Source organism: Sphingomonas agri, assembly GCF_038148795.1.
Lineage (GTDB): Bacteria > Pseudomonadota > Alphaproteobacteria > Sphingomonadales > Sphingomonadaceae > Sphingomicrobium > Sphingomicrobium agri.
In genome coordinates this window covers 1,088,926-1,100,767 of record NZ_JBAPEU010000001.1, presented here as the reverse complement: position 1 = coordinate 1,100,767, position 11,842 = coordinate 1,088,926, and the positions used below count along the sequence as shown (strand labels likewise).

The following is an 11,842-nucleotide window of genomic DNA, read 5'->3' as shown; positions in this document are numbered from 1 at the left end:
CACTACGCGCAGAGCCCGTTCATGAGCGCGGGGTGAGGCCGAAGGGCTTAAGGAAAAAGATGATGAAAGCGGCCGTCACCGCGAGGAGCAGGATCGCAATCAGATTCTGACCCTGGTTGCCAAAGTAATTGGCCGCGGCACAACCCACGCCGGCACCGAGATAGTAAAGCAAGGACGCGTCTTTTCCGCTGTGCTCGCTCGTGGACCTTTGCAGAAAGAGGACGACTAGACCTGCAAAGATTGCAAGTGACACCCAGTCATAAATTGTGTCCATTTGATACTCCCCCGTCGGCCCAGCTGGCACCCACCAATACCCCATGCTATGGCCGGGGCATCTCCTTTTTTATCGGGGTGACTAATGGATCGACGGATTGTTTTGGCGATTGCGCTCGCGTTCACCGTAACGGCCTGCCAGAAAAAAGCGGCCGGTCAGACTGTCGCGGTCGTCAACAATGAGGAGATCACCGCCTCGGATCTCAATGCTGAGCTGGCGAGTGAAAATGCTTCCCCCACGGGAACGACGCAGCAGGCTCGCGCCCTCGCGCTTCAGAATCTCATCGATCGCCGACTTCTCGCCGACCAGGCTCGGCAGGAAGGCCTCGACAAGTCTCCTGATTTCATAAACCAGCAGCGCCGCGGGACCGAGGACCTGCTGATCAAGATGCTCCTGCAGCGTCAAATCAATACTGCGCAGGTGCCCTCTCCCAATGAGATCAGTCAGTTCGAAGCCAGTCATCCCAACATGTTTGCCAATCGCGAGACGTGGAGCTTGGATCAGCTCATATTTCCGCTCCAAAAGGACCCGGCACTGTTGGCGAAGATAAGCGCAGCCAAGACGCTAGACGAGGTCGCGCAGGTCCTGACCGCGGGCGGTGTGCAATTTACTAAGGCCAGCAGAAAGCTCGACACCGCGGTCATTCCGCCGAAGATTTATGCGCAGCTTAGTCAGCTCAAGGCGAACGAACCGTTCGTGGTGCCTGGCCCCGACCGGCAGGTTGCGAGCGTGATCACTGCGCGCGAACCGGCGCCCCTAGCAGGTGACCAGGCTCGATCACTGGCGTTGAATGCGATGAAGCGGGATCAGGTCCAGAAGATACTTCAGGATCGGGTCAAGAGCCTCAAGGCAAGCGCGAAGATCCAGTATCAGCCGGGCTTCGCGCCGCCAAAGAGCTAATCGGCTTCTTCCTCGCGGCTGGCATAATATTCGCTCGCGTACCGATATTCCACGCCGTAGCCTTCGCTCACGAGGCCGCCTCGATACTTGTTGAGTACAACACCGGCGAGACGATCGTGGCCGAGAAGATCGGCTGCCGCTTCGATCTCGCGCTGCGTCGTCTTCCCATCCTGCGCGACGAGCACATAGCCGTCGAGTGATTCCATGACGATAGATGCATCATCGTTTGCGAAAGCCGGGGGCAGGTCGCAGATGAAGAAATTGCGGCTATCTGAGCTCCGCATCGCCTGAAACATCGCCGTCGCACGATGACTGGCGAGCAATTCCGCAGAGAGGACCGGCCCAGCCACGGCCGGCACGATTATGAGTTCTTGCCCTTGTGGGATAAAGCCCTGCACAGTTTCACCTGATTGCGGATCGTCGAAATACTCGATCAAGCCATTTTGGCTTTCGATGCCGAAAATGTCCCTGATGGTTCCTCGGCGGAGATCCAAATCAACGAGATAAGTTTGAAACCGCGGATCGCGGCTCATTGACGCGGCCAGATTGGCGGAGACAAAGGATTTCCCGACGTTGGGTGTCGCCGAAACAATTCCCAGCGCGCGCCAGCCTCGTTCGCGGTTTAGCCCTATGAGCTTCGAACGGATGAGGTTGAAGCTGCGCGAACTCGCATTGCGGCTGTCGAAGCCGTGCACCAGCCGTCGTTTTGCTGCCAGGCCGCTCCAAGGGAACTCGAGGGCTTGCGCGCGCGAGGGGAAGATCGGCCCAATTCTCATCGGCCTAACCTCGCTCTCCATATCCGGACGCTTCTCAAACGAGCTATGCTGCAAGACGCTTCTCCCGCGACAAGAAGGCGGGAAGCGGGAAGCGCCGCGCGCGGGCCTTGGATTGGATCAATGGAACAATGCCGATAACTGGCAGCCCAAGCTGCTCGAGCTGTCGGGGGCTGCGAATTGGGCGATTCACGAGCTCAAGACCAAGAGCAAGTAACAAACCAAGCCCTAGTCCGACCACGCCCGCTGCACCAATCAAAAGCAGACGGTTAGGCGAGAAAGGGTGATCCGGTAGATTGGCAGGCTCGACCAAAGACAGACGTTCAGCTCGCTGCTCCGAAGCCATACGGGCACCGTTTTGAGCCTTAAGTAAGTTTTCTGAGACTGTCTGATACTGACTGCGAAGCGTGCTGGCCCGGTTCTCGAGCTGCATTGCCTGCTCCATGATCGCGGGCGCGCGGGATTGCCCCGCCATTGCTGCATTTGCCCGAGACAGCATCTCATCGCGCTGCCCCATCAGCTGGTGGATGGCTTGGTTGTTGGCAGCGATCTGTTCCTGGACCGTGGTGTCAGAGCCCCCCGATTGTTGAGCCAATTTGCGAAGTTCGCTCACACGCTCCTTAGCTGCGATTACGTCGGGATGATTGTCGCTGTATTGAGCCTGAGCCGCCGAAAGTTGCGCTTCGGCGGTTGCGAGGGCGTTGTTGGTTTGGGCTGGATGCCGGCTTTGAGCGATCAGCTGCCGATTCTCGTTCTGGAGTGACGTAATCTGGGCGCTGAAGCTGCCGGTATCGATCAGCGGCGGCGCGCCTGTGTTGGCCAAAGCGGCGCCATTCCGTTCCTTCAAAGCGGTGATTTGACCTTCGATGTCGGAGATCTGGGCCTGAAGTTTGTTGGCTTGATCCTGTAAGAACCGGACGGTGATGCTCGCCTGGTCCTCTACGTCCTCGCTAGACATGCTCAGAAATTTGGTCACGAAGCTTTGGAGAACGGCTTGAGCTTTCGCTGGGTCCGAATAGTCAAAGCTCATGGCGATTGCGATTGTGTTGTTCTGGGTTCCAGACTGCTGCCCAATGTCACTGGACAGTGCGCCGACTGTGGTCGCATGCCGCATGTTCTCGATGATCTTCGATAAGGGCTGCGATTGCCGCTCCTTCTCGTAGAGATCATTCTGTTCGATCAATTGAATGAGATCACCGCGGCTGAGAACCTGCTCGCGAATTCGTGCTATGCGCTGTTCAACCGCGCCGTTCGCCGGTGCGTCGACGATTGATGTTGGCAGATCCTGTGATTGCACAAGTAGCGTGGCCGTTGACCGATAGGTTCTGGGCAAAGCGAATGCCATTGTCACGCCAATCGCCAATGAGACGGCGAGGCATGCAATCACATAATAGCGCCGTTGCCAAAGAATCCTTGGCAAGTAATTGATCATCCAAACCGGGGAGGCGGTTGGGCGCTCAAGGAGGTCGCTCTCAGTCATTGCAAATCGCCAAACCGATATCGAATAAACAAGGATGCATTAAAATCAGCTTTCGGGTCGGGCCCACGCTCTGCCAGTTTACGTGCGGCAATATTGATGCCGCCGAACAGCCGATGGCCAAAATTTCGTGTGTAGGCCGCGGCAGCGCGGTAATAGGTCGAAGTCGAGAAAGTTTGACCAGAAATAAAGGAAATGGGGGACGAGTAATGGCTGCCGTCAATGGACAGCTGGATTGATGAAACCGCGTCAAGTTGTCGCGAATAATCTATACCCGCGCTAATATTCTTGGCTGGCCCAGCGATGGTGGCAGCAGTCTGATCGATCGAAGCACGAGCACAGAGATGCGACCGCTCCCCGGCGCTGCAGAGCGCTGCATTTCCCGCAAGTCCAACCGTGTGACGGGTGCCGCCACTATCATGCGTGGAAGAGAAGGACGCGCCAATTGCACCACTCAAAGTCAAGCGCTCCGATAGCTGAACTTGACTCGTAAGTTGCGGCGTCACGGTCCAGATCCGGCCAGGGCCGCTGTAATTGGTGTAGAGAACGGCAATTCTGCCACCCACATTGGCACGCGGACTGATTTGCCTGTCATATCCAATGGACGCCGGAATGGACCACTCGCGCGTATCCTCAGTTCCGCTGCGAAAGACGCTATGTCCAAGGCCTACATCGAAATTAAGATTATCCCGCGGACCAATTGCCAATTGCCCGCCAGCGTTCGTTGAAAAGAAATAATGCTTTCCGGTCACAGTCAGGAAGTCGCTGCCGGGGAGGAGAATCCGCGGTGGAAGATCTGGTGAGCCGGGAATGGCAGGCAGGCTGGGAACGCTGATTATCCTGGTATCAAGCTGTCCATTCTTATCGTAGCCGACATTGCCGTCGACGAAGAGGCGTAGCCTTTCATTGACCGCCGCATCATGCCGAGCTGTGACCGACAGCGACTGATTGGAACCGTAATGATGCGTGTACGCGGTTTCTTGAGCGAAAGCCGATAGTAGCGTGGTCGTCCTATCGGTGATTCGTGTGTGAACTGCATGCAGGGAAATATACCCGCTGCCGCTCCCGGTGTTTGATCCAAGTGAGAATTGCGGATTGGTCGAGTAGCCGGCGCCCCCCTCAAGGTCGACGTAAGTTATTTGTCCAACATTTCGCGCTTTCGTCCCCTCCGGGACCGCCTGCGGAGGAGAGGGCGCAGTGGTTGATTGCGTAGCTTGGGCAGCGAGACCTGCAATTAGGAAAATGACCGCACCCATTAGGGAACCACCAGCGTGTCGCCGCTCTGTATTCCAGGGATGTCGTTCGGACCTAAACGGCTTGTGTCGCCGCGTATCGCGTCCTGGAGATTCACCGGAATGATTACGAGCTGGTTGCCGACCTTTCGTATTACCTTGATATTGCTCGTATTTGCGAATTCAGACGGACCACCGGCAATGGCGATTGCTTCGAGCGCATTCACGTATCGGCCAGGGGTGAAGGTGCCGGGTCCTTTTACCTTTCCAATCACGGAAAACTGATACCCACTCGGCTTTTTGACGGACACCGTAACGCGGGGGACCGGCCCTTTGTACTGTGGTTGCAGTCCCGCGGTGATCACGCTTTCGATCTCGGCCGGAAGGTGCCCAGCAGCAGCGACTTGGCCGACTAAGGGAAAAGCAAACGTCCCGTCCGGCAACACCAGAACATCGCGCTGAAGGCGTTCGTCGCCCCAAACCATGATTTCGAGTTCATCACCGGCGTTGATCCGGTATGGCGTGACAGCGTTGGCAGCTGGAGCGCGGACACCGACCTGCGCGGCGGCTGCGACGGCGAAACTCATCACCGCGAGCCATGAAATCAGTAGCGCAATTCGTCGTCCGATCACTAACTGTCCCCTTCTGACACAAATACATATCGACCGGCCTCAGGGGGGCCGTGAGTCGGTTGCATCACTCTATTGCCTTGTTAAATTTAGAAAAGGATAATCCCCGCCCTTGGAGTAGCCATTAGATGCCGCTGTGGACGCATCCTATATTGCGCGCCTTCGCTTGGCTATCTGCGTCAATCGTCGTGGCGGGATGCAGTTCCTCAGATTCCCGCGCGCAGGCTGCACTTGGTGAATATCAGGCGGCTGCCGCCTCAAATGATATGCTTGGAGCTCGGAAGGCTCTCCTCCAGCTGGTGCAGGCCAAGGACGATGTCTCAGAATATTGGGCTGAACTCGGGAAAGTTCAGGCATCCATGGGGTCCTACGGCGATGCCTATTATGCTTTCACCCGGGCTTACGAACTCGATCGCAGCAATCCTGACCTCGTTCGGATGCTGACCCAGCTCGCACTACGCTCCGGGGATCTTACCACCGCCCAGGCGCGCGCAGAGGAGCTGGAAGTTCTTGTTCCGGGGGATCCATGGGTAAAGCTTACCAAAGGATGGGCCGCTGTTGGAGAATCCCGGTACGACCAGGCCCTCGCCGTCGCCGACGACATTCTGGTTCAGACGCCACTTGATCCCACCGCTAGCGTGCTCAAGGCCCGTGCGCTTTTTGGCTTAGGACGAGAAGATGATGCCGTCGCATTTCTGACTCAGCATCTTCAGGCAATTCCGTCTGATACAGGCGCACTGACGCTTTTGGCCCAGATCTATGAGCGTCGCGACGACTGGTCGAACGTCGCGGCGATCCGGCAGCGCCTCGAGCAGACAAAGCCTAGTGATCAGGACAATCTCGTAACGCTCGTCAAAGCGTCGCTGCGTACGGGAAACATTTCTCAAGCGCGCTCAGCTTCGTTTCGCCTGCTTCGCGCTGAGGCGCCGGCGAGCCTCGTCTCCGAGGTTCTGGATCTCTGGACGAGCTACTGGCCATCATCTCAAAGGATAGATGATGCGCGAAAGCTCGCTGCCGCGGCTCCAAAAGAGCAGCGCCTCGTTTACGCTGCATTCCTCAGCCGACTTGGAAGCCCTGCCGATGCGATCCGCCTCACCTCGAACGATGCCCGACTGCCTGTGAACGCCGCTACCGCCGAAGCTAACGCTGTTCTCGGAGACGCATTGCTCCGGACCGGTAATCTGGCGGCCGCAGCGAGCCGCCTTGACTCCGTCATCGCCTTCGACCCCGGAAACGCCACTGCGCTGCGCGCGCGCACCGAACTAGAACTTCGCACCGGGAAAGCGAAAGAAGCGGTCGAGGACGCCCAGAAGCTCACCACGGTGGTTCCGCGCTCAGCACCCGATCGCATCCTGCTTGCAAAAGCCTATGATGCAGCAGGCAATAGCGACTGGGCTAACCGTACGCTCTGGACGGCATTCCGAGATATCCCCGGGAATGACAGCATCTTTGGCGCCTTGCGTTCGAGAAAAAATGGCAATCCCGAGGAATTGGTTGATCTCCAAGCCGAGTTTGATCGCCAGCGCGACGGCCAGGTCCGCAAGGGCCTGCTCTGATGCGGATGGACGATAATTACGCCGTCCCTGAGCTGACGGGTTCTGGCGGTGGCGAACCGGCGCGGCCCGCACCAGTGGCGAAAACAGCGCAGAGGCTGCGTTTCACCTCGAATGTAGTCGGCTCCCTGTTCCTGCTGACAGACATCGTCTGCTTCATCATCAGTGCGCCGATCACGCTGGGGGTGTACGCTGCACTGCGCCGCTCGCACATCGTCGCCCCAGTCCACATCACTGCCTTTATTCTGATGCTGGGCAGCTTCCTGCTGATCCGCTCGTCGAGGCACGCATATCGCCGCAGTTTGCTCGACCTTCGTGATACCAGCGACACGACCTTTGATGCCGTCATCAGTAGTTTAATCGCGTCCGCATTGATTTGGCAGGCCGGGCTCGTCGACGATTATTCGCGAGGGGTCACTCTCCTTTTCACGATAACAGTCGTCCTCTGCCTGTCCGTTTCCCGGCCGATCCTTCACCGGATTATCACGCGGCTCGCCGAACGAGGGCAGATCGAGCAGCGGATCGCTTTCTACGGTGCTGATCCGGACTCCGTTTCCCTCACCCGGCAACTCCTCGGATCGCTCAAGTTCCCGCATCTTCGCTTCGTGGGCATCGCCGATGACCGCGCCCGCGTGTCCCAGGTCGAAGGGCTTTCCATGCTCGGTGATCTTCCGACGCTCTGCGAACTCGCCCGGCGCGGTGAAATTGATCAAGTGTTGATCAGTGGCGGGCATTTCACGCCGAAGCGCCTCGAGCAGATTGTTGAGGGCCTGAGCGAAGTCTGCGTCGATGTCTCCCTGATTCCATCGCAGGCAATCGAGCTTGCGCCCAATTACCGCGTGAACCTCCTTGGGACGGTTCCGGTCCTGACGCTCTGGCAACGGCCATTCCGTGACATGAACCAGGTCATGAAGCGCGCGGAGGACCTGGTCTTTTGCCTTGTCGCGCTTTTGCTCCTCTCGCCCGTTTTGCTGGTGGCGGCCCTTCTGGTCCGCCTGAGCAGCCCCGGGCCCATCTTGTTCGTCCAGCCTCGCGTGGGGTTCAACAACGAGACAATCAACGTCTTCAAGTTCCGGACCATGTACACGGACATGACCGACGTTGGCGCGCGCAAGACTACAACGAAGGATGATCCACGGGTAACGCCGGTGGGACGGTTCCTCCGCCGCTTCAGCGTCGATGAATTGCCCCAGCTGTTCAATGTGCTCCAGGGCAGCATGTCTCTGGTGGGCCCGCGCCCTCACGGCACCGAAATGATGGTAGGCGAGCGCTTCTATCACGAAGCGGTGAGAGGGTACGCCGGCCGCCATCGCGTAAAACCCGGCATCACCGGATACGCCCAGGTCAAGGGGCTTCGAGGCGAAGTCCGGACGATCGAGCGTGCAAAGCGCCGGGTCGAGCTCGATAAGCACTATGTCGACCACTGGTCGTTCTGGCTCGACATCTGGATCCTCTTCGCAACGGCGCGCGCGGTTCTCTTCGACCGCGATGCCTATTGAGATGAGAAGCTAGCTCCGATGGATTCGCCGCTCCCACTCGAGGAGACTCTAGAGCCCACCGAGGCAACGGATCCGGCTGATCATGCGGATGCGCAGGGACCCCGCGGCAGTGCACGGCCGATTTCGAAGCGTCGCAAGCAACGCGAGAAGGCTGCGTCGCCGGCCCCGATTTGGCAGCGCCGCCCCGCCACGGTCCTCCCCGTAATCGCTCTTGGGACCGCAACTCTTGCTCTTCTGGGTTATGGCGCAGCCCGTCAGGCCGGCAATGATCAAACCAGCGTAACCACAAGGGTACCAGACCCCTCCGCCGCCGGAGCGGCGGTGAACAATCTTCCGCCTCCAGATCTCCTCAAACCTGTGTCGCCAGAAGAGGCGCTGAAGGAAAATGCCGAACGGCCCTTCGCTGACCGCCCCGACACGCCCGCGCGGAGCTTCGTGCTCAAGACGGCCGCCGACGACCGGGAGCGAGCTGCCACCTGCCTCGCCCAGGCCGTTTATTATGAGGCGGCGAGCGAGGGCACGGATGGCGGTCGGGCGGTAGCTCAAGTGGTGCTTAACCGCGTAAGGCATCCTGGTTACCCTGCAAGCGTCTGCGGGGTCGTGTACGAGGGCTCCGGGCGACCCACCGGCTGTCAGTTCACCTTCACCTGCGACGGCTCATTGCTTCGGCCGCGCCTGGATTCGCTTTGGAAGCGGTCGCAGAAGATCGCCGAGGAAGCGCTTGCTGGCCATGTCTTCGCGCCGGTCGGTCATGCTACCCATTATCACGCAGACTATGTCCTTCCCTATTGGGCGGACTCGCTCGACAAGACGGTCCAGATAGGGCGGCATATCTTCTATAGGCTTCGGGGTGCGGTGGGCGACGGCCGCTCTTTTTTCCAGCGCTACGCAGGGATTGAGCCGCCTATCCCGGCACCCCGGCCCGCGACCGTCGTGGCAGCGGCTCCGCCGACCACGGCCGAGCAACAGCAGCTGGCAAAGGTGTTGATCGGCGAGGATAGCAAAGGCACGGCACCGGAGGCCGAAAAGGTAGCTCTTGCCGCTACCCCGCTCTTGGCGGACGCTGCCCACGCAACGCTCATCGTGGATGATGGCAAGGCGCCAAATACCGCGCCGAAACGAGCAAAGTCCTCAAACGAGTGCCTAACGGACAATAGCCACAACCGGCTTGTCCCGCTTGGCGCCAACGACGTGCGGTCGCTCGGTGAGCCTTCTGGCTGCTGACGCCGCTCCACACGAGCTGCATCTCCACTTAGCTTAGGTCACCAAGGTCTGATTGTCGGAAAACGCCGAAGAGCAAAAAGAAACGGCCCGGCATTGAGCCGGGCCGTAGAAGTTACTCAGCTCGAACAGATCGGGCTAGGCGATCTGAAGGAGCCGGCCGTTCTTGCGACGAGCGCGCATCGTCATGCCGATCCCGCCGAAACCCAGAAGCATCATCGCCCAGGTCGCTGGCTCGGGAACAGATGGCGTGAAATGCGTATCGGTAATCGCCGTTCCGTATTGGAACCGGATATTCCCTATGTCAGCTAGCGAACCGTTAAAGGCGCCAAGGTCGAACACCACGCTATTGTTGATGTACGGCTGATTAGCCGTGACACCGCCGTTGTCGCCCGCCACGGTATAGCTCAGCGGAACCAGACCGTAATCTGCCCCATCCGGCGGCGTGCCCTGCGACGGCTGGTTCGTAGCTCCGGGAACGAAGGCGTAGGTCCCGGGAAGTCCGTAGCCGGCCGAGCTCAGACCATAGTCTTGACTGATGCCTCCGCCAATGCCGCTCGCATTCGATATGTAACCCCACTCGGCGCCGACGTCAGTGCCCGTGGGGCCCGATTGAGTGAAGCTGCAGCTCCCGCAGATATTTGCTGCGGTATAGGTCAGTGAGGGGCTGCCCGCGATGTCGAAGAATAAAGCGTGCAGGATATCGGTAGGTACGTTGGCATCGCCGGCGGCGGTGTTGGCGAGGCTCACGATCAAGTGTCCCGATGCGTTGACGTCAAACGTCGCCGCTGCACTGAGAGTGCCATTCGTTCCGTTGAATGTGATTGCTGCTGCCGCGGGAGTGGCAGATCCAATCGCTGCTCCAGCCAATGCCGTCATAAGTACGCGTCGCATAATCATTCCCTTTCGTTGCCCCTGGTGTGGGAATGAGCGTGATCGTCTCAAGCGACAGACACCCAACCCCGTTAACTGTTCAGACAGTATGTGAGATTTAACGAAAATATAACAAAGCGGTTTAAGCGCGGTCCCAGAACAGGACAGGCATATAAGAAGTGGCCCGGCTTTCGGCCGGGCCACGGGGTTACAATCTAGGTTCTAGCTATTCAGGCGATCTGAAGGAGGCTAGCGCCCTTCCGGCTCCGACGCATGGCCATGCCAATACCGCCAAAGCCCAGCAACATCATGGCCCAGGTGGCCGCCTCAGGGACGCTGGTTGGGCGATTGAGGTTGATGATCGCGAAGGTCTCAGGACCGCCGGCAACGCCCGTAACGGTCCCTTCGAGAGCCGTGTAGATCGTGCTTCCGCCGGTTGCGAGAATATTGTTGACATAGTCAATCTCGTTCTGGCCCTGCACCGTGAAGATGAAGCCCGCCGAACCGTTGCCGATGTCAGTCGAGGAGAAGAACTTCGATCCGCCGTCGATCGAGCCCAAGAGGCCGCCGTTGGCGTCGTAGAACTTCAGCGTGATGTCATTCAGCGTCACGGACTCTCCGGACCCCGGATCGGTGACGTTGAAGAGGATGCCGATATCGGCCGCAGACGTCCAACCGAGCTGGCTAACCGTCGGGATGCCGAACTTCTGGTTGTCGGTTGGCGGCGGTGTCTCGTTATGAAGGCTGTTGATAAAGCCGTTCGGATCAATCGCGGCGTCGGTGCCCATGCAGCTCCCGGTTCCGCCAACGTTGATCACGCCCGCGCCAGTGACGCCGACGCAGCCACCTTCGACGGTCGCGTTGCCATGACCTTGGATCGAAAGATCACGCGGCGCCGAACCGAAACCCTGCGCAGTGAGGGTCGCAGTTGCATCATAGACCAGGCTCGCCGATGCCGGAGTGGCGATCAGAGCCGCAGTCGTTGCCAGTGCTAGAGTGAGTACGCGCCGCATAACCATTTCCCTTCCGTTGCCCCTGAAGACGGGGTGTCGGCACGAACGGCTCCGAGCCGGGCCCCCGGTGTACGCACAAGCGCTCATATTAAACGCCGTTGAAGGGTGTTGCGAATAAACGTTTTTTTAACGATTCGCAAGATGAGCATTCGCTCACGAGTACGTAGGCTTAAGTGCTACGTAATAGTTCTAGGTATAAATACCCACGATGCTGTCCATGTCTCTGAAAATACGCAAGAAATTGTCTTGCGTCCATTCAGGCTTACGAGCGTTGTTTCCTCCGACTGGGAGACGAGATTCGTTTCGGACCCAGTGCGCTAGGGCATCGCTTTGTCCGATATTGGTACAGCGCGTTCAACCAGCTGTAAGGCAGTGATAACTAAGCCTATTAGTACGTT

Annotated in this window: 11 protein-coding genes; 4 read left to right on the top strand and 7 right to left on the bottom strand. The window is 58.6% G+C overall.

The window, feature by feature from the left end; all coding sequences use genetic code 11:
• Window positions 1-19: 19 nt before the first annotated feature.
• On the bottom strand, window positions 20-274 hold the full coding sequence (locus V8192_RS05490; protein ID WP_341632039.1) for an XrtV sorting system accessory protein: 255 nt from the start codon (window positions 272-274) through the stop codon (window positions 20-22).
• An 84-nt stretch (window positions 275-358) separates the two neighbouring features.
• On the opposite strand from V8192_RS05490, the gene V8192_RS05485 reads away from it, so the two are divergent.
• Window positions 359-1,174, top strand: coding sequence for an EpsD family peptidyl-prolyl cis-trans isomerase (locus V8192_RS05485; RefSeq protein WP_341632038.1), 816 nt, complete (start codon window positions 359-361; stop codon window positions 1,172-1,174).
• On the opposite strand, the gene V8192_RS05480 is transcribed toward V8192_RS05485, so the two are convergent.
• From V8192_RS05480 to V8192_RS05465, 4 genes are read right to left on the bottom strand one after another with little or no spacing between them, the layout of a single operon-like run.
• Complete coding sequence (locus V8192_RS05480) at window positions 1,171-1,971, bottom strand: CpsD/CapB family tyrosine-protein kinase (protein ID WP_341632037.1); 801 nt, start codon at window positions 1,969-1,971, stop codon at window positions 1,171-1,173. The two genes, V8192_RS05485 and V8192_RS05480, sit on opposite strands and share 4 nt — an antisense overlap.
• A 22-nt stretch (window positions 1,972-1,993) precedes the next feature.
• Window positions 1,994-3,379, bottom strand: a complete 1,386-nt coding sequence (locus V8192_RS05475; RefSeq protein WP_341632036.1) for a GumC family protein — start codon at window positions 3,377-3,379, stop codon at window positions 1,994-1,996.
• Between the two features lie 44 nt (window positions 3,380-3,423).
• Window positions 3,424-4,680, bottom strand: coding sequence for a hypothetical protein (locus tag V8192_RS05470; protein ID WP_341632035.1), 1,257 nt, complete (start codon window positions 4,678-4,680; stop codon window positions 3,424-3,426).
• Entirely contained in the window at window positions 4,680-5,288 is a 609-nt protein-coding gene (locus V8192_RS05465) for a polysaccharide biosynthesis/export family protein (protein ID WP_341632034.1), read from the bottom strand. Before V8192_RS05465 ends, V8192_RS05470 begins: the two co-directional genes overlap by 1 nt.
• Before the next feature lie 263 nt (window positions 5,289-5,551).
• Here V8192_RS05465 and V8192_RS05460 point away from each other — a divergent pair, with 263 nt between their 5' ends.
• Genes V8192_RS05460 through V8192_RS05450 form a run of 3 tightly spaced genes read left to right on the top strand, consistent with a single transcriptional unit; the run spans window position 5,552 to window position 9,561 of the window.
• The gene (locus V8192_RS05460; RefSeq protein WP_341632033.1) at window positions 5,552-6,841 is read left to right on the top strand and encodes a tetratricopeptide repeat protein; all 1,290 of its coding nucleotides are present in this window, start codon (window positions 5,552-5,554) and stop codon (window positions 6,839-6,841) included.
• Window positions 6,841-8,337, top strand: coding sequence for an exopolysaccharide biosynthesis polyprenyl glycosylphosphotransferase (locus V8192_RS05455; protein WP_341632032.1), 1,497 nt, complete (start codon window positions 6,841-6,843; stop codon window positions 8,335-8,337). Before V8192_RS05460 ends, V8192_RS05455 begins: the two co-directional genes overlap by 1 nt.
• Window positions 8,338-8,355: 18 nt before the next feature.
• Complete coding sequence (locus tag V8192_RS05450; RefSeq protein WP_341632031.1) at window positions 8,356-9,561, top strand: cell wall hydrolase; 1,206 nt, start codon at window positions 8,356-8,358, stop codon at window positions 9,559-9,561.
• A gap of 135 nt (window positions 9,562-9,696) precedes the next feature.
• On the opposite strand, the gene V8192_RS05445 is transcribed toward V8192_RS05450, so the two are convergent.
• Window positions 9,697-10,452 (bottom strand): XDD4 family exosortase-dependent surface protein, encoded by a 756-nt coding sequence (locus tag V8192_RS05445; protein ID WP_341632030.1) that lies wholly within the window; start codon window positions 10,450-10,452, stop codon window positions 9,697-9,699.
• 209 nt (window positions 10,453-10,661) lie between these two features.
• Window positions 10,662-11,444: a PEPxxWA-CTERM sorting domain-containing protein gene (locus tag V8192_RS05440; RefSeq protein WP_341632029.1), complete on the bottom strand. Its 783-nt coding sequence runs from the start codon at window positions 11,442-11,444 to the stop codon at window positions 10,662-10,664.
• Window positions 11,445-11,842 lie beyond the last annotated feature (398 nt).